Source organism: Janthinobacterium sp. SUN128 (genome assembly GCF_030587275.1).
Taxonomy (GTDB): domain Bacteria; phylum Pseudomonadota; class Gammaproteobacteria; order Burkholderiales; family Burkholderiaceae_D; genus Janthinobacterium; species Janthinobacterium lividum.
The window spans coordinates 319,973-343,640 of sequence record NZ_JAPWHY010000001.1; the positions used below are offsets into that span (position 1 = coordinate 319,973).

At 61.7% G+C, this 23,668-nt stretch carries 20 protein-coding genes and 2 tRNA genes; 15 read left to right on the forward strand and 7 right to left on the reverse strand.

The features are described 5' to 3' along the window. Positions 1–154: 154 nt before the first annotated feature. Genes hemC through O3297_RS01635 form a run of 4 tightly spaced genes read left to right on the forward strand, consistent with a single transcriptional unit; the run spans position 155 to position 4,301 of the window. Positions 155–1,180, forward strand: a complete 1,026-nt coding sequence (gene hemC / locus O3297_RS01620) for a hydroxymethylbilane synthase (protein ID WP_305047568.1) — start codon at positions 155–157, stop codon at positions 1,178–1,180. Beyond that, positions 1,173–1,955 (forward strand): uroporphyrinogen-III synthase, encoded by a 783-nt coding sequence (locus tag O3297_RS01625; protein ID WP_305047569.1) that lies wholly within the window; start codon positions 1,173–1,175, stop codon positions 1,953–1,955. The genes hemC and O3297_RS01625 overlap by 8 nt, the downstream gene beginning before the upstream one ends. After that, on the forward strand, positions 1,952–3,100 hold the full coding sequence (locus O3297_RS01630; RefSeq protein WP_305047570.1) for a uroporphyrinogen-III C-methyltransferase: 1,149 nt from the start codon (positions 1,952–1,954) through the stop codon (positions 3,098–3,100). The genes O3297_RS01625 and O3297_RS01630 overlap by 4 nt, the downstream gene beginning before the upstream one ends. A gap of 4 nt (positions 3,101–3,104) precedes the next feature. Beyond that, positions 3,105–4,301 (forward strand): heme biosynthesis protein HemY, encoded by a 1,197-nt coding sequence (locus tag O3297_RS01635; protein ID WP_071653290.1) that lies wholly within the window; start codon positions 3,105–3,107, stop codon positions 4,299–4,301. Between the two features lie 105 nt (positions 4,302–4,406). Here the strand turns inward: O3297_RS01635 and O3297_RS01640 are convergent, their stop codons facing one another. Next, positions 4,407–6,833, reverse strand: a complete 2,427-nt coding sequence (locus O3297_RS01640) for a membrane-bound PQQ-dependent dehydrogenase, glucose/quinate/shikimate family (RefSeq protein ID WP_305047571.1) — start codon at positions 6,831–6,833, stop codon at positions 4,407–4,409. A gap of 624 nt (positions 6,834–7,457) precedes the next feature. On the opposite strand from O3297_RS01640, the gene ppa reads away from it, so the two are divergent. Beyond that, positions 7,458–8,000, forward strand: a complete 543-nt coding sequence (ppa, locus tag O3297_RS01645; protein ID WP_034786159.1) for an inorganic diphosphatase — start codon at positions 7,458–7,460, stop codon at positions 7,998–8,000. 50 nt (positions 8,001–8,050) lie between these two features. Here the strand turns inward: ppa and O3297_RS01650 are convergent, their stop codons facing one another. After that, positions 8,051–9,184 carry a GNAT family N-acetyltransferase gene (locus tag O3297_RS01650; protein ID WP_305049584.1) on the reverse strand — a complete coding sequence of 378 codons (1,134 nt, stop codon included), beginning with the start codon at positions 9,182–9,184 and terminating at the stop codon, positions 8,051–8,053. A 91-nt stretch (positions 9,185–9,275) separates the two neighbouring features. Between O3297_RS01650 and O3297_RS01655 the strand changes: the two genes are divergently transcribed. Then, a complete protein-coding gene (locus tag O3297_RS01655) occupies positions 9,276–10,892 on the forward strand; it encodes an NAD+ synthase (protein ID WP_034786157.1) in 1,617 nt (538 codons plus the stop codon). A gap of 41 nt (positions 10,893–10,933) precedes the next feature. After that, entirely contained in the window at positions 10,934–11,272 is a 339-nt protein-coding gene (locus O3297_RS01660; protein ID WP_034758685.1) for a P-II family nitrogen regulator, read from the forward strand. Between the two features lie 79 nt (positions 11,273–11,351). Here the strand turns inward: O3297_RS01660 and O3297_RS01665 are convergent, their stop codons facing one another. From O3297_RS01665 to trxB, 3 genes are all read right to left on the reverse strand, one after another. Continuing rightward, entirely contained in the window at positions 11,352–11,981 is a 630-nt protein-coding gene (locus tag O3297_RS01665) for a trimeric intracellular cation channel family protein (RefSeq protein ID WP_099393029.1), read from the reverse strand. Between the two features lie 120 nt (positions 11,982–12,101). Continuing rightward, the gene (locus O3297_RS01670) at positions 12,102–12,776 is read right to left on the reverse strand and encodes a Smr/MutS family protein (RefSeq protein ID WP_099393030.1); all 675 of its coding nucleotides are present in this window, start codon (positions 12,774–12,776) and stop codon (positions 12,102–12,104) included. Positions 12,777–12,783: 7 nt separating this feature from the next. Further along, a complete protein-coding gene (gene trxB, locus O3297_RS01675) occupies positions 12,784–13,737 on the reverse strand; it encodes a thioredoxin-disulfide reductase (RefSeq protein ID WP_034786153.1) in 954 nt (317 codons plus the stop codon). 216 nt (positions 13,738–13,953) lie between these two features. On the opposite strand from trxB, the gene O3297_RS01680 reads away from it, so the two are divergent. The 3 genes from O3297_RS01680 (at position 13,954) to O3297_RS01690 (ending at position 18,369) form a co-directional block, all read left to right on the forward strand. Continuing rightward, positions 13,954–16,314 carry a DNA translocase FtsK gene (locus O3297_RS01680; protein ID WP_305047572.1) on the forward strand — a complete coding sequence of 787 codons (2,361 nt, stop codon included), beginning with the start codon at positions 13,954–13,956 and terminating at the stop codon, positions 16,312–16,314. 5 nt (positions 16,315–16,319) lie between these two features. Beyond that, a complete protein-coding gene (gene lolA, locus O3297_RS01685; RefSeq protein WP_305047573.1) occupies positions 16,320–16,976 on the forward strand; it encodes an outer membrane lipoprotein chaperone LolA in 657 nt (218 codons plus the stop codon). Between the two features lie 73 nt (positions 16,977–17,049). Beyond that, on the forward strand, positions 17,050–18,369 hold the full coding sequence (locus O3297_RS01690; protein ID WP_305047574.1) for a replication-associated recombination protein A: 1,320 nt from the start codon (positions 17,050–17,052) through the stop codon (positions 18,367–18,369). A 2-nt stretch (positions 18,370–18,371) separates the two neighbouring features. Here the strand turns inward: O3297_RS01690 and O3297_RS01695 are convergent, their stop codons facing one another. Further along, positions 18,372–19,112, reverse strand: a complete 741-nt coding sequence (locus O3297_RS01695) for an NAD(P)-dependent oxidoreductase (protein WP_305047575.1) — start codon at positions 19,110–19,112, stop codon at positions 18,372–18,374. Then, a complete protein-coding gene (locus O3297_RS01700; RefSeq protein ID WP_305047576.1) occupies positions 19,109–19,399 on the reverse strand; it encodes a DUF2917 domain-containing protein in 291 nt (96 codons plus the stop codon). Before O3297_RS01700 ends, O3297_RS01695 begins: the two co-directional genes overlap by 4 nt. A 180-nt stretch (positions 19,400–19,579) precedes the next feature. On the opposite strand from O3297_RS01700, the gene O3297_RS01705 reads away from it, so the two are divergent. From O3297_RS01705 to O3297_RS01725, 5 genes are all read left to right on the forward strand, one after another. Then, positions 19,580–21,001 (forward strand): PLP-dependent aminotransferase family protein, encoded by a 1,422-nt coding sequence (locus O3297_RS01705; RefSeq protein WP_305047577.1) that lies wholly within the window; start codon positions 19,580–19,582, stop codon positions 20,999–21,001. 276 nt (positions 21,002–21,277) lie between these two features. After that, positions 21,278–21,481: a hypothetical protein gene (locus tag O3297_RS01710; RefSeq protein ID WP_131689149.1), complete on the forward strand. Its 204-nt coding sequence runs from the start codon at positions 21,278–21,280 to the stop codon at positions 21,479–21,481. Positions 21,482–21,628: 147 nt separating this feature from the next. Next, entirely contained in the window at positions 21,629–22,918 is a 1,290-nt protein-coding gene (serS, locus tag O3297_RS01715; RefSeq protein ID WP_070254932.1) for a serine--tRNA ligase, read from the forward strand. Between the two features lie 76 nt (positions 22,919–22,994). Next, positions 22,995–23,084, forward strand: a tRNA-Ser gene (locus O3297_RS01720). 346 nt (positions 23,085–23,430) lie between these two features. Further along, a tRNA-Ser gene (locus tag O3297_RS01725) sits at positions 23,431–23,520 on the forward strand. Positions 23,521–23,668 lie beyond the last annotated feature (148 nt).

Here is a 23,668-nt window from a genome sequence, read left to right on the forward strand (position 1 = left end):
TGTGGTCTTCAACATGGACGCTAGCCTGACTTGGCCTTCTAGGCCAAGGGATAACGATTATAGCGACGCCAAGCGCCTTTTCGATACAAATTGATATCGGACGGGCCAAATGGCAACGATAATGACAACGACAGCCACAGCGAAAGAACTTGTTTTGAAAGCATCCGAATTGACCCCGAATGAATTGCCCGTGAACGAATTGACGCCGAAGATTCCCGCCCGCCTGGTGATCGCCACGCGCGAGAGCCGTCTTGCCATGTGGCAAGCTGAACACGTGCGCGCCCGCCTGGCCGCCCTGTATCCGCAGTGTAGCGTTGAAATTCTCGGCATGACCACACGCGGCGACCAGATTCTGGACCGCGCCCTGTCCAAGGTAGGCGGCAAGGGCCTGTTCGTCAAGGAGCTGGAAGTGGCGATGGAAGAAGGCCGCGCCGACCTGGCCGTGCATTCGCTGAAAGACGTGCCGATGGAATTGCCGGAAGGCTTTGCCCTGGCTGCCATCCTCGAACGCGAAGACCCGCGCGATGCGTTCGTCTCGAACGACTACGCCAGCCTGGCCGAGCTGCCGCATGGCGCCGTCGTCGGCACCAGCAGCCTGCGCCGCCAGTCGCTGATCGCCGCGCGCTATCCGCACTTGACGATTTTACCGCTGCGCGGCAACCTCGATACGCGTTTGGGCAAGCTGGACCGTGGCGACTACGCGGCCATCATCCTGGCCGCCGCCGGCTTGAAACGCCTGGGCCTGGCGTCGCGCATCCGCGCCGTGCTGGCGCCGGAAGACAGCCTGCCGGCCGCCGGCCAGGGCGCCATGGCGATCGAAATCCGCAGCGGGCGCGCGGACGGCGCCGACCTGGTGCGCCTGCTGGCGCCGCTGAACCACACGGCCACGGCGCAAGCCGTCACGGCCGAGCGCAAGGTGTCGAAGATCTTCGGCGGCAGCTGCCAGATTCCGCTGGCCGCGTTCGCGACAGTCGACGGTGGCAACATGCGCTTGCGCGCCATGGTCGCCACGCCGGACGGCGCGCGCATGGCCAGCGCCGACGTCAGTGGCCCGGCCGGTGCGCCGGAACAGCTGGGCGAGCAAGTGGCCGAACTGCTGCGCGGGCAAGATGCCGCCGGCATCCTCGCCTCGTGCGCCGTCACACCCGACAACCATGAAGGCCTGGCGCCGCATGCCTGACACCGTGGTGATCACGCGGCCCGCGGCGCAAGCGGGGCCGCTGGCCGCCAAAATCGCGGCGCTGGGCTTGCCCGTGCAACTGCTGCCGCTGCTGGAAATCCACGCGCTTGACGGCGAGGACGAATGTGCGCAGCTGCAAGCCGTGCTGGCGCGCCTGGCCGAATATGACCTGGTGGTGTTCGTCTCGCCCAACGCCATCGACTGCGTCTTTGCACACTTGCCCGCCTGGCCGCCCGGCCTGCCGCTGGCCGTGGTGGGCGAGGGCAGCAGGATGGCATTGGGCGCGCATGGCGTCACGGATGCGAATGCCAGCATCACGAGTCCGCTCGATACGGCGCGCAGCGATTCCGAACATCTGTTGCTGGCGCTGGACTTGCCGGCCCTGCGCGGCAAGCGCGTGCTGATCGTGCGCGGCGATGGCGGACGCGATTACCTGGCCGACGGCTTGCGCGCCGCGGGCGCCGCAGTCGAGTTCGTCACGGCCTACCGCCGCCAGGTGCCAAGGCTGACGCTGGCCTTGCGGGCGACCCTGGAAAATCTGTTGCAGCATAATAATGACTGGATCATCACCAGCTCGGAAGCGCTGCGCGGTCTGCTGGCGCTGCTGGGCGAAATGGATGCTGAAAAGACAGTTGTTGTGAAAATGCAACAGCAACATCTGATCGTGCCGCACGCCCGCATTGCACAAACGGCGGCGGCCCTGGGTTTTGCCCGTGTCACCTTGACAGGATCAGGCGACGCAGGAGTGCTCGCCGCGTTACAATCACGACCATGAACGAAATGCCTACACTCTCCGAACCGAATGCAACGCCTGGCAGCGCCGTGAAGACGGCGCCGCAGGCGGCCGACCAACCTGCCGGCCGCGCGCCGACCCTGCTCGAACAGCTGCAAAAGCCCATGAGCATCGCCGTCATCGTGCTGGCCGTGCTGCTGGCTGCGCAAAGCTGGTCGACCAGCAAGCAGATCCGCAACCTGCGCGAAGAAGTGGCCAAGCGCCTGCAAAAGGGCGATGTCAGCAACGCCGAAACGGGCGTGCTGGCGCGCAACGTGCAAGAAGGCACGAAAGAGCTGGAAATCAAGGTGGGCGCGCTGGAAAACCGCCAGAGCGAAACGCAAAGCCAGCAGCTGGCGCTGGAACAACTGTACAACGACTTGTCGAAGAACCGCGACGAGTGGGCGCTGACGGAAATCGAGCAAGTGCTGTCGACGGCCAGCCAGCAGCTGCAGCTGGCCGGCAACGTGCCCGGCGCGCTGATCGCCCTGCAAAACGCGGACCGCAGCCTGTCGCGTTCCGACAAGCCGCAATTTATCACCATCCGCCGCGCCATCGGGCGCGACATGGAAAAACTCAAGGCCCTGCCCAGCGTCGATTCGACGGGCGTGGCCCTGCGCCTCGATGCCGTGATCGCCCAGATCGACTCCCTGCCGATGCTGTCCGACGAAACGCCGGCCTTGCCGGCCGCGCCGGAAAAACCGGGCAAGGCCAAGCCCGTGCGCGATGCGAGCGGCAAGCTGATGGGACCGCCTGCGCCGGAACCGCTGCTGCAAAAAGTGCGCGACGGCTGGAATACCTGGAGCGGCGACATGTGGGCCGACGTGCGTCAATTGATCCGCATCCGCCGCGTCGATACGCCGGAAGCGCTGATGCTGTCGCCGACGCAATCGTATTTCTTGCGTGAAAACGTCAAGCTGCGCCTGCTCAATGCCCGCATGGCCTTGTTGTCGCGCAATGAAACGGCCTTCCGCAACGACTTGATCGCGGCGCAGGATGCGCTGGCCAAGTATTTCGACACCCGCGCCAAGAGCACGCAGACGGCGCAAGCCCTGCTGCGCCAGGTGCAGGGCAGCAACCTGGCCATCGAGATGCCAACCTTGTCCGACAGCCTGACGGCTGTGCGCAACTACAAAGCGAAGTCCTGAGCCCATGCGTCTATTTCTCTGGTTACTCGCCCTGATGGCCGCGGCGATCGGTATCGCCGTGACGGCCCGTTTCAATCCCGGCAACGTGGTGCTGTTCTATCCGCCGTACCGCATCGACTTGTCGCTGAACTTCTTCCTGCTGCTGCAGGTCGTGCTGTTCGTGCTGCTGTACCTGCTGGTGCGCGCCGTGCGCGCCACCGTGCGCATGCCGGCGCAAGTGGCGGCCTATCGCCAGCGCAAGCGTGAGCGCGACGGCAACAAGGGCTTGCGCGAAGCCTTGAAAGCCCTGTTCGAAGGCCGTTTCGGCCATGCCGAGAAGGCTGCCTTGCGCGCCGCCGAGCTGGAAGAAAACGCCGGCCTGGCCGCGCTGATCGGCGCGCGCGCCGCGCACCGCATGCGCCAGTCCGAACGCCGCGACAGCTGGCTGTCCCGCGTCGAAGGCGATGCCAGCCTGAAGACGGCGCGGCTGATGACGGTAACGGAATTGCTGGTCGACGACCACCAGCCGGAAGCGGCCCTGGCCGCCGTGCGCGAACTCAATGCCAGCGGCACGCGCCATATCCACGCGCTGCAATGGTCGCTCAAGGCCGAGCAGCAGGCGAAGAACTGGCCGGAAGTGCTGCGCCTCGTGCGTTCGCTCGACAAGCACCGCGCCCTGCATCCGGCCCTGTCGTCGCGCCTGCGCGAACTGGCCTACGATCATTTGCTGTCCGATCCGTCGCATGACGCCGAATCGCTGATGCGCGTGTGGTCCACCGTGCCGAGCGCGGACCGGGTCAAGCCGTATATCGCCTGCCGCGCCGCCACGGCCCTGAATGCGCGCGGCCTGCACGACGAAGCGCGCCTCGTGTGCGAAGAGTCGCTGGCCGCCGACTGGGACGAGCGCGTCGTGCGCGCCTACCGCGAAGCGGCGGCCCCGAGCGGCACGCCGGCCCTGCTGCTGCAGATCGAGCATTGCGAGCAATGGATGAAACAGCGTCCGCTGGATGCGGAACTGGCGCTGACCCTGGGCACCCTGTGCCTCAAGCAAAAACTGTGGGGCAAGGCCCAGCGCCACCTGGAGCAGGCCTTGTCCGACGCGAACGAGCCGCAGATGGTGCGCGACGCGCACCTGAAGCTGGCGCAGATGCACGACGCCTTGCAGCAGACGGAACAGGCTGCAGCGCATTACCGGCAGTGCGCGCTGGCGACCATCCTGTAAGCCTTGCAGACCATTTCCTCGGACGTAAAAAAGCCGTTCAGTGCAGACTGAACGGCTTTTTCTTTGTGCGCACCCCATGGCGGAGTGCGCTGCTACCTGACTAACTTACTTCTTCGGTACCGCAGTGCCTTCCGGCAAGGCGTATGCGACCAGGGTGTCGCTCATCTTCGTGCCCAGCGAACCGTGGCCGCCGGCCATGACGACGACGAACTGGCGTCCCGACTTGTTCGACACGTAGCTCATCGGCGTAGCCTGGCCGCCGGCAGGCAGGCGGGCTTTCCAGATTACTTTACCGTTGCTGACGTCGTAGCCGCGGATGTAGTAGTCGAGCGTGCTGCTGAGGAAGGTCACGCCGCCACCGGTGGTGACCATGCCGCCCAGGCTGGGCACGCCCAGTGGCAGTGGAATCGGCACGGGGCCGCTGTCGCGCGTGGTGCCGTTCTTGTGCATCCACACTTTTTTCATGGTGCGCAGGTCGACGGCGGCCACATAGCCCCACGGCGGTGCCTGGCATGGGAAGCCCAGCGGCGACAGGAATGCCTTGATTTCCACGGCGAACGGGACGCCCGTCTGCGGCTGCAAGCCCATTTCACCGCCCGTGCCGCCCTTGGCCGTCGTTTCCGCGCGCGGCACGAGTTTTTCCAGGAAGCCCATGTAGTCAGGGTTGACGATCAACAACTGGCGCACGGGGTCGATGGCCGCGCCACCCCATTCGAAGATACCGAGCGGGCCCGGCGAGATGACGGCGCCCTTGCCGGCCGTTTGCGGCGTGAACGGGCCTTCATAGCGGCGTTCCTTGAAGATGATGCGGCAAGCGAGCTGGTCGAACGGCGTCGTGCCCCACATGTCCGCTTCGCTGATATTGCGCTCAGGTAAGAAGGTCAGGGCCGAGAACGGCTGCGTGGGCGACAGGGTGTCGCCGGCGGCTGGATTGCTCGTCGGCACGGGTTTTTCCGGCGCCGGCACGACCAGGCTGCCGTCGCGGCGGTCGATCACATAGATGTCGCCCCGTTTCGTCGTGGCCACAACAGATGGCACTTTGCCTTTGGGCGTGTCGATGTCGACCAGCGACGGTTGGCCGCCGATATCCATGTCCCAGATATCGTGGTGGACGGTCTGGTAGACCCAGCGTACTTTACCCGTCGCCAGGTCCAGCGCGACGATGGCGCTGTTGAATTTCTCGCCATTCTTGTTGCGGTTGCCGCCCCAGGTGTCGGGCGTTTCATTGCCCATCGGAATGTAGACCATGCCCAGCTTTTCATCGATGCTGGCCACGCCCCACGAATTGGGCGAGTTGTTGGTGTAGTTCTTGCCTTCAGGGAAAGGTGCCGTATCTTCCGGCGTGGCCGGGTCCCAGTTCCACATCAGCTTGCCGGTGACGGGATCGTAGCCGCGGATCACGCCCGATGGCTCTTCCGTTGAATGGTTGTCCGTCACGCTGGCGGCGATCACGGCCATTTTCTGCGAGACGGCCGGCGGCGACGTTGGCATCAGGAAACCGCGCTTGATCATGGCCATGTTTTTATACAGGTTGACGACGCCGTTGTTGCCAAAGCTCTTGCACGACTCGCCCGTATCGGCATTGACGGCGATCATGGTGCCGTCCATGGTCGGCGCCAGGATGCGGCGCGGGCATTCCATGCTGGCAGCTTCAGGGGCGGGATTGTTCTTCGCGCGGCCCGCGTTGACGTCCCAGTACGCCACGCCACGGCAGATCATGTGCTGGTAGCTGGCCGCGTCGCGGTTGATCTTCGGATCGTGGCGCCAGATTTCCTTGCCCGTGTCCGGGTTCAGGGCGATGACGATATTGTGCGGCGTGCACAGGTACAGCATGTCATTGACCTTCAGCGGCGTGACTTCGTTGGCGATCTCGCCCGGGTCGTTCGGTCCCTTGAAGTCGCCCGTGTGGTAGGTCCAGGCCTCTTTCAAGCCGGAAATATTTGCCGGCGTGATCTGCGCGGCGGGTGCGTAGCGGTCGCCATAGCCGGAGCGGCCATACGCGGACCAGTCGTTGTGCTCGACGCCGGGCGACAGATCGCCGCTGGCGGTGGCGGCCATGTTTTCGGCCGGCACGTCGCCATGCAGGTCATGGTAATCCTGGAACAGGGCGATGACGCCGGCGATGACGGTCAGGGCCACGGCGGCGGAGAGGGCCGTCTTGCCCGCCTGCCCCTGTTTTGCTGCGGCCGGTGGCGCCAGGCGGCGGCTGACGAAGGGCAGCAGCAGCCAGACGGCGGCGGCAAACCAGATATCGAGGCGCGGCAGCAATTGCCACCAGTCGAATTTCACTTCAATGACGGACCAGATGAGGGTGGCGGTCAGCAGCAGCGCCATGAACGGTTGCGCGCTGCGCTTGCCTTTGAAGACGAGCACGCCCGCGACCAGCATGCCTATACCGGCCAGCAAGTAGTACCAGGAGCCGCCAAGCGTGGCCAGCCAGATGCCGCCGCCCAGCAGGGCGAGGCCAAACAGAATGAAAATAACGCCGGTGACCTTTAATAAAGGACCGGGCCGGAAAGAGGGAATCATCATATTCCTTTTTGCAAGGATTTATCGGTAGCGCGTGGATGCGCCATATTGAATCTAGCGAAGGCTTTGTTTGCAGAGTATGCGAAGTTTTGGAAACACCAGAATTTGATAGTTTATCAGAATTGATGATTGTCTTCTGGTCGTGCCTTTTTTTGGCAGAGCCGCCATTTGAATAAATAAATGCTTCAAATAAGCGCAAATATTATGCTGAGAGAGGGATTGTCCAGGCTGGGAGTGTGATTGGCGAGGCATATTGAGGCGGTCGCGCCATCATGTGCCAGCATCGCTGGGAGAATAAGGCTGAAACAGTTGTTATAAGTGGCTGCAAGAAGCGCAATAATAATTATAATAACCATGTTCATGGTGTGGCGATATTGAAATGAAAATATGAAGATATTCCAGGTATTAATTCAGGGTTCACGGTAGTAATGCTTAAGTGTTTCTACTTATTGTATGCGGCAGCCCGTTTATTCTTTCGCTGGCAGCCTGCGCGCGCCAGCGGACCATGCACGCCACTGTTGCTGGCTGGACGCGCAAAACGCCGGCGGGGCGCTGCTGCATCGCACAAGGTGCCTGTACTTCGCTATAATTACGCGGTTAAAACACCATCCGCTAATGAGGAACCCCATGAGTTTGAATAACGTCTCTTCCGGCCGCGACCTGCCGAACGATTTCAACGTCGTCATCGAAATCCCGATGAACGCCGATCCGATCAAGTACGAAGTCGACAAGGAAAGCGGCGCGATTTTCGTCGATCGCTTCATGGGTACCGCCATGCATTACCCGTGCAACTACGGCTATGTGCCGAACACCCTGTCGCCGGACGGCGACCCGGTTGACGTGCTGGTCATCACCCCATTCCCGCTGATTCCGGGCGTGGTCGTGCGCTGCCGTCCTATCGGCGTGCTGAAAATGACCGACGAGTCGGGCGAAGACGCGAAAGTGCTGGCCGTGCCAGTCGACAAGGTCCTGTCGATCTACAGCCACTGGCAAAAGCCGGAAGACTTGAACGAACTGCGCTTGCGCCAGATCCAGCATTTCTTTGAGCACTACAAAGATCTGGAAAAAGGCAAATGGGTCAAGATCGACGGCTGGTATGGTCCTGAAGTGGCCAAGGAAGAAATCCTGAATGGCGTTGCCGCTTTCAAGACTGACGCCGCCAAAGCCTAAGAATACCCAGTAAAAAACGCTCCCCGCCAGTCATGGCCGGGAGCGTTTTTTTATGCGCGAAACGGACTGTGCTCGTTCAATTCATCGAGGTAGGCGTCGATACCGCCCCGTTCGCGCTCGAGGAAGCGCTGCACGGCGTCCGCAAACGCCGGGTGCGCCAGCCAGTGGGCGGACCAGGTCTTTTGCGGCAGGAAGCCGCGCGCCATCTTGTGCTCGCCCTGGGCGCCCCCTTCGAAGGTGGCGATGCCGTTGGCGATGCAAAACTCCAGCGGCTGGTAATACGCCGTCTCGAAATGCAGGCAGGGCACATGCTCGAGCGCGCCCCAGTAGCGGCCGTACAGGGTGTCGGCCGTGTGGATCACCAGCGAGGCGGCAATGGCCCGGCCTTCGCGCTCGGCGATGACCAATAGAATGTTTTGCGGCATGCTGGCGCCTATGCGCCGGAAGAAGTCCAGGCTCAGATAAGGCGACGAGCGGTGTTCCGCATAGGTATTGCTGTAGCAGCGGTGGAACAGCTTCCAGTCGGCATCAACAGCATCCACACCCCGCACCTGGCGCATGGTGACGCCCGCTTCCCGCACCTTGCGCCGCTCGGCGCGGATATTCTTGCGCTTCTTGTGTTCCAGCGTGGCGAGGAATTGCTCGAAATCCGTGTAGCCGGGATTGAGCCAGTGAAACTGCACGCCACTACGCATCAGATAGCCAGCTTGCGCCAGCTGGCGCGCTTCGCTTTCCGGCGGGAACAGGATGTGGCAGGACGACACCTCGCTGGCTTGCTGCTGCGCTTGCAGGAAGGCCAGCAGGGCCGCGCGCGCCTCGCCATCGCGGGCCAGCAAGCGCGTGCCGCTCACGGGCGTAAACGGAATGGCGGACAACAGTTTTGGGTAATATTCGAGACCATGTTGCTGATAGGCCTCGGCCCAGGCCCAGTCGAACACGTACTCGCCATACGAGTGCATTTTCAGGTACAGGGGCAGGGCGGCGGCCAGCACATCGCCTTGCCACAGCACCAGGTAATTCGGCTGCCAGCCCGTGTCCGCGCTGGCGCAGCCGGACTCGTGCAGCGCGTGCAAAAAGGCGTAGGAAAGGAAGGGAGTGGCGTCCGCCTGGCTTGTCAGCAGTTCAGACCAGGCCGCTTCGCCAATTTCAGCCAGGGTAGTGACGATAGCCGTGCGATAATTCATTGTTGTAGTGTGCATTCATCACTCTCGGGGCGCCGCCATCGGCCCGCGCGCCCCTGTCTTGTTTAATAGAACGAAAATATCCATCATCATCATGACAGTCAAAGTCGCAATTGCTCAAATGAATAGTACGGTCGGCGATCTGGCCGGCAACCGTGCCAAGATCTTCGATCTTTCCCGCCGCGCCTTTGAGGCGGGCGCCGATATCGTGCTCACGCCGGAACTGTCGCTGGTCGGCTATCCACCCGAGGACCTGTTGCTGCGCAATGCATTCTACGCAAAAACGCAGGAAGCGTTTGCCGGGCTGGCTGCCGACCTGGCCCAGTTCAAGGATTTGCACGTGGTGGTGGGCTTGCCCCTGCAAGACGAGAAGGGCGTGCGCCACAATGCCGCCTCCGTGCTGCTGAACGGCGAAGTGCTGGGTACCTACCGCAAGCACGATTTGCCGAATACGACCGTGTTTGATGAAAAGCGTTACTTTACGTCATCCGACCAGGCTTTCGTGTTTGGCGTGAAGGGCGTGCGTTTCGGTATCAATATCTGCGAAGACACGTGGTTCGAGCATGCACCGATGCGCGCCCGCGCTGCCGGCGCGCAAGTGCTGCTGGTGCCGAACGGCTCGCCCTACCACATGAACAAGCAGCATCTACGCTATGAAACGATGCGCAGGAACGTCAGCGCGCAAGGCATGGCCCTCGTGTACGCCAACCTGGTCGGCGGCCAGGATGAACTGATCTTCGACGGCGACTCGTTTGTCATGGATGCGGCCGGCACGATCTGCGCCCAGCTGCGCCATTTCGAGGAAGACTTGCAGGTCGTCGACTTCGACGGCGCCACGCCCGTGCCGCAGGCGCTGGCCGCGCCATTGACCACCGAGGCGCAGGTGTACCAGGCGCTGGTGCTGGGCGTGCGCGACTATATCGGCAAGAACGGTTTCCCGGGCGTGCTGATCGGCATGTCGGGCGGCGTCGATTCCGCCCTGACCCTGGCCATCGCCGTCGATGCGCTGGGCGCCGACAAGGTGCGCGCCGTGATGATGCCGTCGCAATTTACGGCCGATATCTCGTGGATCGATTCGCGCGACATGGTAAAACGCCTCAATGTGCGCTACGATGAAATTCCGATCAAGCAAACCTTCGACGCTTTCCGCGCCACCCTGGCTGACGAGTTCGCCGGACTGGCGGAAGACGCGACGGAAGAAAACATCCAGGCGCGCATCCGCGGCACCTTGCTGATGGCCCTGTCGAACAAGCATGGCAGCATCGTCTTGACGACGGGTAACAAGAGCGAGATGGCCGTCGGTTATTGCACCCTGTATGGCGACATGGCGGGCGGCTTTGCCGTCATCAAGGATATCGCCAAGACCCTGGTGTACCGCCTGTGCGCCTGGCGCAACAGCGTGTCGGACGTGATTCCCGAGCGCATCCTGACGCGCGGACCGTCAGCCGAGCTGCGCGCCGACCAGCTGGACCAGGATTCCTTGCCGCCATATGACGTGCTCGACGGCATCATGCAGCTGTACATGGAAGAAAACCGGCCGATCGCCGAGATTATCGAGGCTGGCTACCCGCCGGCCGATGTGGCCCGGGTCACGCGCCTGATCAAGATCAATGAATACAAGCGGCGCCAGTCGCCGGTGGGCATCCGCGTCACGCACCGTGGCTTCGGTCGCGACTGGCGTTACCCCATTACGTCGAAGTTTTACGAATAAGCAGCCATCTGTCCACAATCCAACAATTTTAAGGAGTAGCCATGAAACAGATTACCGCCATCATCAAACCATTCAAGCTCGACGAAGTGCGCGAGGCCCTGGCCGATGTGAACGTGACGGGCTTGACCGTGACGGAAGTGAAGGGCTTTGGCCGCCAGAAGGGGCATACCGAGCTGTACCGTGGCGCCGAGTACGTGGTCGACTTCTTGCCGAAAGTCAAAGTCGAAGTGGTGGTGGACGACAGCGTGTCGGAACTGGTGGTTGACGCCATCATCAAGGCGGCCCGCACGGGCAAGATCGGCGATGGCAAGATCTTCGTGCGCGACGTGGAGCAGGTGATCCGCATCCGCACCGGCGAAACCGGCCCGGACGCGGTATAAGTTCCTTGTGGGCGTAGGTCGGATTAGGTCCGCAGGGCCGTAATCCGACAACATTGTTGGCGAATGATGTTTGCGCGCATCAGCGCCCCAGCCGCATGTCGAATTTCCAGCATATCAGGCGCAGAATCGTGATGCCGCTGGCGCTGGTCCACAGCGCGAAGTCGTGCTCGGCGCCGAAGTGCATCTGCAGCAGGTAGGCCCAGCAGCCGAAAAACGCGCAGATGGCGTACGGTTTGCCGTCGCGAAACACCATCGGCACTTCGTTGCAGACGATGTCGCGCATCACGCCGCCAAAAATCCCCGTAATCACCCCCATCATCGAGGCGATGAAGAGCGGCATGCCGGCGCGCGTTGCTTCGGCCACGCCCGCGATGGCGAACATGCCCAGGCCGATGGCGTCGGCCACGATGATCAGGCGTTCCGAGACGATCTGGCGCAAGTGCTGGATCAGGGGCGCGGCCGTCAGGGCCAGCACGAAGATGAGAATCGCGTATTCCTGGTGCGACACCCAGAACAGGGGCCGCTTGTCGAGCAGGATGTCGCGCAAAGTCCCCCCGCCAAACGCCGTGATGAATGCCACGACGAACACGCCGACCAGGTCCATGCGCTTGCGCCGTGCTTCGATGAAGCCGGAAAACGCGCCCACCAGGATGGCGATGACCTCAATGATCTTGATCAGCGAGCCAGGCGGCAATTGGGGTGGCATCATGGGTGGAGCGCTTGAGCAGGAAATAATTGTCACAGGTTAACATGACACGGCCCCGAATGGTGACAAACGGGGCCGTGTGCAGTGCGGAACTTGTTATTGAACTGTGATCTTGCTGTAAGGCTAGCGGATAGGCTGCAGTGCGGAAGAAAGCAATACGACCAGTGCGCCATCGCCCCCTTCGGAGCGGCGCGCCTGACAAAAGGCGATGACTTCATCCTTTTGCACGAGCCAGCTGTGCACCATCGATTTCAAGACCGGTTCCTGGCCTTTCGAGCCAAAACCCTTGCCGTGGATCACGCGCACGCAGCGCAGCTTGCGCCTTGTCGCCTGGTTCAGGAAGGCGCCGATGCCGTCGCGCGCCTCGTCGCGGCGCAAGCCGTGCAAGTCCAGCTCGTCCTGCACGGGCCAGTGGCCCTTGCGCATCTTTTTCACGACGTCCGGGCCCACGCCGGGGCGGGCGTAGTTCAGGGCCGGATCGTTTTCCAGGTAGTGGTCGACTTCGAACAAGTCCGACAGCGACTCGCGCAGCACGGCCGCATCGTCTTCTTCCGGCGACAGCTTGCGCGCCGGCTGCTGGGCCGCCATGGCGCCCGCCTTGGGCAGGCTGGGCACGTAGCGGTCCGACTCGGGCAGGCGCTTGACGCCGCCGATGCTGGCCTTGAACAGATTGCTCTCCACGGCCTGCACCTTCACCTGCTGCGCGCGCTCCGCCGCAGCTTGCGCGCGCGCATCCGCCTGCTCCTTGAGTTGCTTGCTGACCGCTTTCAGGTCGGCAAAGTCTTTCATCGACGCCATGCGACGCTTACTCCTGGCCTTCCAGGTAGCGCTGGGCGTCCAGTGCTGCCATGCAACCCGTGCCGGCGCTGGTGATGGCCTGGCGATAGATATGGTCTTGCACGTCGCCGGCGGCAAACACGCCCGGCGCGCTGGTGGCGGTGGCCATGCCTTCCAGGCCCGTTTTCGTCTTGATGTAGCCGTTGTGCATTTCCAGCTGGCCTTCGAAGATGCCCGTGTTCGGCTTGTGGCCGATGGCGATGAACACGCCGTGCACGCTCAGCGCTTCGACCTTGCCGTCGATGGTCGACTTGATGTTCAAGCCCGTCACGCCGCCTTCGTTGCCCGTCACTTCGTCCAGAGTGTGGTTATATTTCAACACAATCTTGCCTTCGGCAACCTTGGCGTTCAGGCGGTCGATCAAAATCGCTTCCGCGCGGAACTTGTCACGGCGGTGGATCAGGGTGACTTTATTGGCGATGTTCGACAGGTACAGCGCTTCTTCGACGGCCGTGTTGCCGCCGCCGACGACGGCCACTTCCTGGTTGCGGTAGAAGAAACCATCGCAGGTGGCGCAGGCGGACACGCCCTTGCCCATGAATTCCGCTTCCGATGGCAGGCCCAGGTATTGCGCGGATGCGCCCGTGGCGATGATCAGGGTGTCGCACGTGTATTCGTGGCTGTCGCCCTTCAGACGGATCGGTTTTTCATTCAGGAAGGTGGTGTGGATGTGGTCAAACACGATTTCCGTATTGAAACGCTCGGCGTGCTGCAACAGGCGCTGCATCAGGTCCGGACCTTGCACGCCCATCGGATCGCCAGGCCAGTTTTCCACGTCGGTGGTGGTCATCAATTGACCGCCTTGTTCCACGCCGGTGACCAGCATCGGGTTCAGGTTGGCGCGGGCGGCGTAGACGGCGGCGCTGTAGCCGGCTGGGCCGGAGCCGAGGATCAAAACGCGGGCGTGTTTGGTAGTGGTCATAATGAGGCTTCTCTATGAGTGGGGTCTATCCGAATTGGGGGCATACGCGCGAAGAACAAGGGCGTATTGCGCTTGTGCAAGCAATCCACGATTATAGACCAAGCCGCCTGTAGCGACGAATCGTGGGGCCGTCCGGGGCATATATGGCTTAGAATACTTCCTTATTATGGGAAATTCCCTTTCAGAAACATTTATCACCTTGCAGCGCTTCCCAGAATGACTAAACCAGCCCAGGCCAATCAAAATAGCTACACCCGAAAACCGGTCGAACGCCGGCCCTTGCCCAACCGGCTGGTGCGGCTGCTGTCCGAGGCGCGCTGGTTCGCGCTGGCCGCGTTTGCCCTGTATTTCGTGCTGATACTGGCCAGCTTCAACAAGCTCGACCCCGGCTGGTCGCACGCCACCAACGTCGACAAGGTGGCCAACCTGGGCGGCAAGCTCGGTGCGACGTTCTCCGATCTGTTGCTGTATATCTTTGGCTTTTCCGCCTGGTGGTGGTGCGTGTGGCTGCTGCGCACGGTGTGGCATGGCTATCGCCGGTTGAGTAAGCGCTTCCTGCTGGAAGAGGAAGAGGTGGAGCGTGAGCACCATGTTGAGATGCTGATCCGTATCGTTGGCTTCTCCATCATGCTGATCGGCAGCATGGGCCTCGAATACCTGCGCATGGCGAAAAGCCTGCACGTGCAGCTGCCGCGCGATCCGGGCGGCGTGCTGGGCCAGCTGGTGGGGCACTCGGCCCACGTGGCCTTCGGTTTCACGGGCGCGACCTTGCTGCTGTTGCTGCTGTTCGGCCTGGGTTTCAGTCTGTTCTTCCACGTGTCCTGGCTGCAAGTGGCCGAGCGCATCGGCGGCGCCATCGAAGACGCCTTCAACTGGTTCGTGCTGCGCTACCAGGACCGCGAAGACCGCCGCCAGGGCGAAGTGGCCGCCGTGCGCCGCGACGAAGTGGTGGTGATCGAGCGGGCCAAGCATGTGGAGAAACATGTGGCCGCGCCACCCGTGAAGATCGAGCCGCAGGTTGTGACGGTGGTGAAATCGGAGCGCGTGGAAAAGGAACGCCAGGCGCATCTGTTTGAAACCCCTGGCGACGGCAAGCTGCCGCCGCTGTCCTTGCTCGATGAAGCGCCGCCCGTGATGGAAACGGTCTCCGTGGAAACCCTGGAGTTTACTAGCCGCCTGATCGAAAAGAAATTGTCCGACTTTGGCGTGGATGCCAAGGTAGTGGCCGCTTACCCCGGCCCTGTGGTGACGCGCTATGAAATCGAACCGGCCACGGGCGTCAAGGGCAGTCAGATCGTCGGCCTGGCGCGCGACCTGGCCCGTTCGCTGTCCTTGACGTCGATCCGGGTGGTGGAAACCATTCCCGGCAAGAACTACATGGCGCTGGAACTGCCTAATAGTAAACGCCAGATCGTGCGCCTGACGGAAATCCTCGGCTCCAAGGTCTACAACGATGGCGTGTCCAGCCTGACGATTGCGCTGGGCAAGGATATCGCTGGCAAGCCCGTCGTGGCGGATCTGGCCAAGATGCCCCACTTGCTGGTGGCCGGCACCACCGGTTCCGGTAAGTCGGTCGGTATCAATGCGACGATTTTGTCGCTGCTGTACAAGTCCGATCCGCTCGATGTGCGCCTGATCCTGATCGATCCGAAGATGCTGGAAATGTCCGTGTATGAAGGCATTCCGCACTTGCTGGCGCCCGTCGTGACGGACATGCGCCAGGCTGGCCATGCGCTGAACTGGGCCGTGAACGAGATGGAACGCCGCTACAAGCTGATGAGCAAGATGGGCGTGCGTAACCTGGCTGGCTATAACGCGAAAATTGCCGACGCGAAAAAGCGCGAAGAACATATCCCGAATCCGTTCAGCCTGACGCCGGATTCGCCGGAGCCGCTGGAAAAACTGCCGACCATCGTCATCATCATCGACGAGCTGGCTGATCTGATGATGGTGGTGGGTAAAAAAGTCGAGGAATTGATCGCGCGTATCGCGCAAAAGGCGCGCGCCGCCGGCTTGCACTTGATTCTGGCCACGCAGCGCCCATCTGTAGACGTGATCACGGGCCTGATCAAGGCAAATATCCCGACGCGTATCGCCTTCCAGGTATCGTCGAAGATCGACTCGCGCACCATTCTCGACCAGATGGGCGCGGAAACCCTGCTGGGCATGGGTGACATGCTGTACATGCCGCCGGGCACCGGCTTGCCGATGCGCGTGCACGGCGCGTTTGTTTCCGATGAAGAAGTCCACCGCGTTGTCAGCCATCTCAAGCTGCAGGGCGAACCGAATTACATCGAGGGCATCCTCGAAGGCGGCACCCTGGAAGGCGATGGCGCCGAAGGCGGCGCGCCGGGCGAGGGCGGCGGCGAGGCCGATGCCCTGTACGACCAGGCGGTGGCGGTAGTGCTGAAAAACCGCCGCGCCTCGATTTCGCTGGTGCAGCGTCATTTGCGCATCGGCTACAACCGCGCCGCCCGTCTGCTTGAGCAGATGGAGCAGAGCGGGGTGGTCTCAACCATGCAATCCAATGGCAACCGGGAAATCCTGGTGCCGGCGGCCAGTAGTGAACAAGGGTAAACAGAATGAAGAACACGACTTTCGCAGCAAAAATGATGATCGGCGCAGCCAGCGTTGCCTGCAGCCTGCTGTTCGCGGCAAGCGCCTCGGCCAGCGCCCTCGAGCAATTCAAGAGCTTTGCGGCCGGCACCAAGTCGGCCAAGGGCGAGTTCGTGCAGCGGCAAGTCAAGAAAGCGGATGCCAGCGGCAAGGCGAAAGTGTCGACACCGGCCAGCGGCACGTTCGAGTTTGCCCGTCCGGGCAAGTTCATCTGGACGTATCTGAAGCCGTACGAGCAGCTGCTGCAAGCGGATGGCGACAAGCTGTATATCTACGACAAGGACTTGAGCCAGGTGACGGTGAAGAAACTGGGCGATGCGCTCGGCTCCTCGCCAGCCGCCATCTTGTTTGGCAGCAACGATCTGGAAAAGAATTTCACCCTGGCCGAAGCGGGCACGCGCGATGGCCTGGAATGGCTGAAGGCCACGCCGAAAGCCAAGGACACGACGTTTGATGAAATCACCATCGGCCTGCGCAACGGCGTGCCGGAAGCGATGGAGTTGCGCGATTCGTTCGGCCAGACGTCGGTGCTGGCGTTCAAGAACTTCCAGAAAAATCCGGCGCTTTCGGCCAATCACTTTAAATTTGTCATGCCCAACGGTGCCGACGTCATTAATAATTAAGACTGTCGCGCCTTGCGTATGAGCCGGCCTCGCAGCAATGCGGGGCTTTTGCATTCTTATTAGGTAACTCATTATGGCGGATCTCTTTTCCACCGCACCGCGCCAGCCGCTGGCTGAAGCCTTGCGGCCGGCCACCCTGAACGAAGTCATCGGCCAGACGCACCTGCTGGGCGTGGGCAAACCGCTGCGCCTGGCGTTCGAGGCGGGCAAGGCCCACTCGATGATCTTGTGGGGACCGCCCGGCGTGGGCAAGACGACCCTGGCGCGCCTGATGGCGAACGCCTTCGACAGCGAATTCATCGCCCTGTCAGCCGTGTTTGCTGGCGTAAAAGATATCCGTGCAGCCATGGACCAGGCCCGCCACAGCCTGGACCAGTTCGGCAAGCACACCCTGCTGTTCGTTGACGAAATCCACAGATTCAACAAGTCGCAGCAGGACGCCTTGCTGCCTTTCGTCGAATCGGGCCTGGTGACGTTCATTGGCGCCACGACGGAAAACCCCAGCTTTGAAGTGAACTCGGCGCTGCTGTCGCGCGCGCAAGTGTATGTATTGAAATCGCTCAACGAAGACGAGATGAAGCAGTTGCTGGCCAAGGCGCAATCCACGGCCCTGGCGCACCTGACCTTCGACGAGGCGGCCGCCGATACCCTGATCGGCTATGCGGATGGCGATGCGCGCCGTTTCCTGAATTTGCTGGAACAGGCCGAGACAGCCGCCAGCTCGACGGGCACGACGAAGATCGACGCAGCCTTTGTCGACAATGCGCTGACCCTCAATTCACGCCGCTTCGACAAGGGTGGCGACAATTTCTATGACCAGATTTCCGCACTGCATAAATCCGTGCGCGGCTCGAACCCGGACGCGGCCCTGTACTGGTTTTGCCGCATGATCGACGGCGGCGCCGACCCGCGCTACCTGTCGCGGCGCATCGTGCGCATGGCCTGGGAAGACATCGGCCTGGCCGATCCCCGTGCCTTGACCATGGTTAATGACGCGGCGGAAACGTATGAACGCCTCGGTTCGCCGGAAGGCGAGCTGGCGCTGGGCCAAGCCGTGATTTACCTGGCGATTGCCGCGAAAAGCAATGCCGGCTATAACGCGTTCAATACGGCCATGGCTTTCGTCAAGAAAGATAAATCCAAGGAAGTGCCCGTGCACTTGCGCAATGCGCCGACGAAGCTGATGAAGGAACTGGGCTACGGCCACGCCTACCGCTATGCGCACGACGAGCCCGATGCATATGCGGCCGGCGAAACGTATTTCCCGGATGGTATGGCGGAACCGGGCTGGTACCAGCCCGTGCCGCGCGGCCTGGAAAGCAAGATCGCCGATAAATTGGCCTGGCTGCGCGAGCTGGACCGCAAAGCGGGAAAACCAGCCGGCAAGGGCTGAGGCTACAGGCCCAGCAAGGTAAAACCGTCATCCTGCGGCGCGTAGCCCACCAGCTGGCGCGTCGCCGCGATGGACAGACGCTTGTAGCGGTTGTCCGACACGCCATGCACGACGTGGTAGCCGGGAGACACGTCCGCCGCCACGCAGCGGGCCAGCAATTGCACCACGTCCCGTTCGCTGATGAAGGCGGCCACGTCGCGCGCGCTGTGCTGCTGGCCTGGCGCAAAGTTGGCCACGTTGGCGATGCGCACGGCAATTGCCGTCATGCCATGCTGGTGCGCGAACGCCGAGGCCACGCCTTCGCCGAAGGCCTTGCTGGCGCCATACATGTTTGCGGGGCGCGCCGGCATGTTTTCCTGCACTTGCATATCCAGCGGATAGCCTTCGATGGCTTGCGCGCTGCTGGCAAACACGACTCTTTTCACGCCCTGCGCCTGTGCCGCGCGGAAGATATTGTGCGTGCCGAGGATATTCGGCTGCAGCAATTGCGTATCGAAATCGGCGCTGGCGTGCGGCACGCCGGCCAGGTGCAGCACCACATCGATATCGGCGCAGGCGGCCAGGCAGGCGGCATAGTCGGCCACGTCGAGTTGAATGGATGGGCAGGGCGCTTCGGCCAGCTTGCCTATGTGCAGGTCGGCCAGGCGCAGGGAGAATTCCCCGTGCCGGCTCTTCCAGAAAACGGTGCCGATAACGCCGGCGGCGCCCGTGACGAGGACGCGCAGTGGTGGTGCTTGAGTCATGTATTCCTAATATTCAAGGTGTGAGGCAGTGCCAGGTTCAGCCAGCGCAGCAGGGCGGGGCGGGGTGCGGCAGTCCCATGCACGCGGATGTGTCCGCTGCCCACGGCTTCGACCAGCACCAGGCCGTCATTCGGTATCGTATAGCGTTCGCCGCTGCGCAGCACGCAATCCTCGAACTGGGAGTAGGCCGTGATCCACGCCGTGCCGGACAGGCATTCGATGACCTTGGCATGCGCTTTTTCCAGACGCAAAGGCCGCTCGCTGCGTAATTCGTGGTCGGTATGCATGGCATCGCTCCTGTTGTGCTGACAGGAACAGCTTAGGCCCTTGCAATGAACCATGACAGATGCAGGAAAACGAAATTGTCATGAATACAGTGTCCCTTGTCGTAGACTGTGCTTATCAAAAAACTCGGCAACTGTATCTGTGCCGGCGACGCGCGGCAGCCGCATACTGAAAGGATGAACATGAGCGCGCATTTGAATCTGTACGAGCACTTGGCCAACGAGCTGGGCGCCTTGATCGACTCGCGCGTATTCGCGCCCGGCGACCGCCTGCCGTCGATCCGCCACCTGGCGCAGCAAAAGCGCATCTCCATCAGTACCGTGATGCAAGCCTTGCGCTTGATGGAAGACCGGGGGCAGGTCGATGCGCGGCCCCAGTCCGGCTATTTCGTGCGCCACCGGGCGCCGCGCCGGCCCTGCAGTGCCGACGCCCAGCATTTGAAGGAGCCAGCCTTTGTCGGCATCAACAATCTGTTGATGCGCGTGCTGAAGGACAACGAGACGGCGAATATCGTGCAGCTGGGCACGGCCTGGCCGCCCGACGAGATACTGCCCATCAAGCGCATGCAGCGCACCATCAGCGCCGTGGCGCGGCGCGAACCCGCTTTATTGAGCAAGGTCAGCTGCTACGACGTCAGCGAAGGCAATTTCCTGCGCCAGGTTGCGCGCCGGGCGCTGGACTGGGGCAAGCTGGACCCGCAAGAGATCGTCGTGACGAATTCCTGCACGGAAGCGATCAGCCTGTGCCTGCGCGCCGTCGCCAAGCCGGGCGACACCATCGCCATCGAGTCGACCACGTATTTCGTGCTGCTGCAGATGATCGAAAGCCTGGGCATGAAGGCGCTGGAAATTCCCACCGACCCGAAGACGGGGCCGTCGCTCGACGCGCTCGAGCTGGCCCTGCGTGCCGGCCTCGTGCAAGCGTGTCTGTTCGTGCCGAACGCAAATAATCCCCTGGGCTGCGTCATGCCGGAAGCAAACAAGAAACGGCTGGCGGGGCTGCTGTCGGAATTCAATATTCCGTTGGTGGAGGACGATGTGTATGGCGACCTGTGCTTTGCACCGCAGCGGCCGTGGCCCGTGAAAGCCTACGATACGAGCGGCAATGTGCTGCTGTGCTCCTCGTTTTCCAAGGCCATCACGCCCGCGTCGCGCGTCGGCTACGTGCTGGCCGGGCGTTTCGCGCAGGAAGTGGCTTTGCTCAAAACCGTGTCGAGCGGAGCCACCAGTCATTTCTTCCAGGCCGTGCTGGCCGACTTTTTGGAGGGCAGCAGCTACGACCAGCAGCTGCGCAAGATGCGGCGCACCCTGGTGCAGCGCATCGCCCGCATGTCCGACGCCGTGGTGGCCAGCTTCCCGGCGGACTGCATGCTGTCCGAGCCGCAGGGCGGTTTCGTGCTGTGGGTGCAGATGCCGCCGCAAATCGATGCGCTGGCCCTGCACGGCCAGGCCATCGCGGAAGGCGTGGCGTATATGCCGGGCCAGCTGTTCTCGGCCTCGGGCAAGTTCGGCAATTATCTGCGTCTCAATTGCGGCAATGCGTGGACGCCGCGCATCGAGCAGGCCATCGGCCGCCTGGGGCGTCTGGTCAAGGACGCCTTGTAGAACGCCTGTCAAAACCTACTGCGCGGCGCGCTTTGCGGCCTGCGATGCTCACTGTGCTACAGCACAGTTGCGCTTCTTAGCCACAAATCACTGCCGCTCGCTACGGTTTTGTCAGGCGTTGTTCATTCCCTCGTTTTCCCTTCAGTCCCCGTTTTTCACCGTTCGCTCCCTGTTTTTCGCCGCTGGTCGCAAGCCGGTGGCGTTGTTCGCGGCCGCTGGCTAAAGTACCACCATACCAGCAGCAGTCAACGACACAAACTAACCAGGAGTCACATCATGCATGCACTGAAAAACATGGAAATCACCTTTGTCGCCGCCGCCATCATCGCCATCGGCGCCAGCTTCGCCACCGCCGGCGCGAATACGGTGGAAGTGAGCGCCAGCAGCACCGTGATCGCCCAGGCTGCCGACAGCACGATGCCCGTCGTTACCGTCAGCGCCCGCCGCCTGACCGCTGCCGAAAAAGCCGCGTTCATTTAAGCAATAAGCCAAGCAGAAAATGTAAAGCGGGTGCGAGTGCCCGGCCATGCCGCCATGACGATGGTTGGCCATGTGCAAAACTCATAAAGAACTGAACGGGTCTTGGTACAATGAGTGCTTTCGATACATCGGCACCGCCATCCACCCATGATAGATATCCAACTTCTCCGTAAAGACATCGCCACCGTCGCAGAACGCCTGGCGACGCGCAAATTCCAGCTCGACGTGGCAGGTTTCAATGCCCTCGAAGCCGAACGCAAGGCGATCCAGACGCGCACCGAAGAGCTGCAAGGCAAGCGCAATGCGCTGTCCAAGCAAATCGGCATGTTGAAAGGCAAGGGGGAAGATACCTCGGCCGTGATGGCGCAAGTGGCCGGCCTGGGCGATGAGCTGAAAGCCGATGAAGCGGCTTTGAGCGTAGTGCAAGCCAAGCTGAGCGACTTCATCATGGCCGTGCCGAATTTGCCGCACGAATCGTCGCCTCTGGGTACGGACGAGTCGGGCAACGTGGAAGTGCGCAAGGTCGGCACGCCACGCACTTTTGACTTTGAAGTCAAGGATCACGTCGACGTGGGCGGCCCGCTGGGCCTCGATTTCGAAGTGGCCACCAAGCTGACCGGTTCGCGCTTCTCCGTCATGAAGGGCGGCATCGCCCGCCTGCACCGCGCGCTGGCGCAATTCATGCTCAACACGCACGTGGACGAACATGGCTACACGGAATGCTATACCCCGTACATGGTCAATGCCGACTCGCTGCGCGGCACGGGCCAGCTGCCGAAATTCGAAGCCGACCTGTTCTCGGTGAAAAAAGGCGGCGCGGAAGGCGAGGGCGAGACCTTCTACCTGATCCCGACGTCGGAAGTGTCGCTGACCAATATCGCGCGCGATGAAATCCTCGCGCTCGATCAACTGCCTCTGAAAATGACGGCCCATACGCCATGCTTCCGTTCGGAAGCGGGCAGCTACGGCCGCGACACGCGCGGCATGATCCGCCAGCACCAGTTCGACAAGGTGGAAATGGTGCAAGTGGTGCATCCGGACACGTCGTACCAGGTGCTCGATGAAATGGTCGGCCATGCGGAAACGATCTTGCAACGCCTGGGCCTGCCATACCGCGTGATGTCGCTGTGCACGGGCGACATGGGTTTCGGCGCTACCAAGACCTTCGACCTGGAAGTGTGGCTGCCGGCGCAAAACACCTACCGCGAAATCTCGTCCCTGTCGAACTGCGAAGCCTTCCAGGCCCGCCGCATGCAGGCGCGTTTCCGTAACGCCGCCGGCAAGCCGGAACTGGCCCACACCCTGAACGGCTCCGGCCTGGCCGTGGGCCGCACCCTGGTGGCCGTGCTGGAAAACTACCAGCAGGCAGACGGCAGCGTCGAGATCCCGGCCGTGCTGCGCCCGTACATGGGTGGCCTGACGCATCTGAAGGCCTAAAATAGTCCTTTTCTTTTCGCCGCGGGCTGCTATAATCTTGCCTTCTCGCAGCAATGCGGGAAAGACCGCAGCAAATGGAGAGGTGGCAGAGTGGTCGAATGTACTTGACTCGAAATCAAGCGTACGTTAAATCGTACCGTGGGTTCGAATCCCACCCTCTCCGCCAGAACAAATAGAGAAAGCTCCCGCAAGGGAGCTTTTTTTATTTGTGGCGGCGGAAAGGAGCAAGGCGCCTGCGCGCCTTGCGCGTGGGATTCGAAGACGAGCGCGTACTCGCGCGAGACTCCCCGAATCGTCAATTTGGTTTTAAGCGTGCGCCAAGGTGGCGTCTACAAAGGCGAGCCGCGCCTTGTACGAGGCTCCCCGAATCGACCAATTGGTTTTTTGGTTTGGCTACCAGCCCTCAGTTGCAAATCGCCAATAAAACCCCTACCCAACCCAACAATCCCCATGCTAAAATAGCGCCTCGTTCAAACAGGCACGTCAGTTTGAACGAATAGACCGCAGTAAACGGAGAGGTGGCAGAGTGGTCGAATGTACTTGACTCGAAATCAAGCGTACGTTAAATCGTACCGTGGGTTCGAATCCCACCCTCTCCGCCAGAATACATAAGAGAAGCTCCCGCAAGGGAGCTTTTTTTATACCCGCCACATGTGCAAGCCGCCAGCGCAATAAGGCAGGTAGAAAAAACCGCCCAAAGCGCGCAGCGCAAGGCGTTTTTTCCTCCATTCAGGCTTTGAAAGCCAGCGT

Excerpts from the sequence above, each read along its gene's own strand:
- serS (WP_070254932.1), top strand. The coding sequence starts at position 21,629 with ATGATAGATATCCAACTTCTCCGTAAAGACATCGCCACCGTCGCAGAA.
- O3297_RS01710 (WP_131689149.1), top strand. The coding sequence starts at position 21,278 with ATGCATGCACTGAAAAACATGGAAATCACCTTTGTCGCCGCCGCCATC.
- O3297_RS01665 (WP_099393029.1), bottom strand. The coding sequence starts at position 11,981 with ATGATGCCACCCCAATTGCCGCCTGGCTCGCTGATCAAGATCATTGAG.
- O3297_RS01660 (WP_034758685.1), top strand. The coding sequence starts at position 10,934 with ATGAAACAGATTACCGCCATCATCAAACCATTCAAGCTCGACGAAGTG.
- lolA (WP_305047573.1), top strand. The coding sequence starts at position 16,320 with ATGAAGAACACGACTTTCGCAGCAAAAATGATGATCGGCGCAGCCAGC.
- ppa (WP_034786159.1), top strand. The coding sequence starts at position 7,458 with ATGAGTTTGAATAACGTCTCTTCCGGCCGCGACCTGCCGAACGATTTC.
- O3297_RS01690 (WP_305047574.1), top strand. The coding sequence starts at position 17,050 with ATGGCGGATCTCTTTTCCACCGCACCGCGCCAGCCGCTGGCTGAAGCC.
- O3297_RS01705 (WP_305047577.1), top strand. The coding sequence starts at position 19,580 with ATGAGCGCGCATTTGAATCTGTACGAGCACTTGGCCAACGAGCTGGGC.
- O3297_RS01635 (WP_071653290.1), top strand. The coding sequence starts at position 3,105 with ATGCGTCTATTTCTCTGGTTACTCGCCCTGATGGCCGCGGCGATCGGT.
- O3297_RS01670 (WP_099393030.1), bottom strand. The coding sequence starts at position 12,776 with ATGGCGTCGATGAAAGACTTTGCCGACCTGAAAGCGGTCAGCAAGCAA.
- trxB (WP_034786153.1), bottom strand. The coding sequence starts at position 13,737 with ATGACCACTACCAAACACGCCCGCGTTTTGATCCTCGGCTCCGGCCCA.
- O3297_RS01680 (WP_305047572.1), top strand. The coding sequence starts at position 13,954 with ATGACTAAACCAGCCCAGGCCAATCAAAATAGCTACACCCGAAAACCG.
- O3297_RS01630 (WP_305047570.1), top strand. The coding sequence starts at position 1,952 with ATGAACGAAATGCCTACACTCTCCGAACCGAATGCAACGCCTGGCAGC.
- O3297_RS01640 (WP_305047571.1), bottom strand. The coding sequence starts at position 6,833 with ATGATGATTCCCTCTTTCCGGCCCGGTCCTTTATTAAAGGTCACCGGC.
- O3297_RS01655 (WP_034786157.1), top strand. The coding sequence starts at position 9,276 with ATGACAGTCAAAGTCGCAATTGCTCAAATGAATAGTACGGTCGGCGAT.
- O3297_RS01650 (WP_305049584.1), bottom strand. The coding sequence starts at position 9,184 with ATGAATTATCGCACGGCTATCGTCACTACCCTGGCTGAAATTGGCGAA.
- O3297_RS01695 (WP_305047575.1), bottom strand. The coding sequence starts at position 19,112 with ATGACTCAAGCACCACCACTGCGCGTCCTCGTCACGGGCGCCGCCGGC.
- O3297_RS01700 (WP_305047576.1), bottom strand. The coding sequence starts at position 19,399 with ATGCATACCGACCACGAATTACGCAGCGAGCGGCCTTTGCGTCTGGAA.
- O3297_RS01625 (WP_305047569.1), top strand. The coding sequence starts at position 1,173 with ATGCCTGACACCGTGGTGATCACGCGGCCCGCGGCGCAAGCGGGGCCG.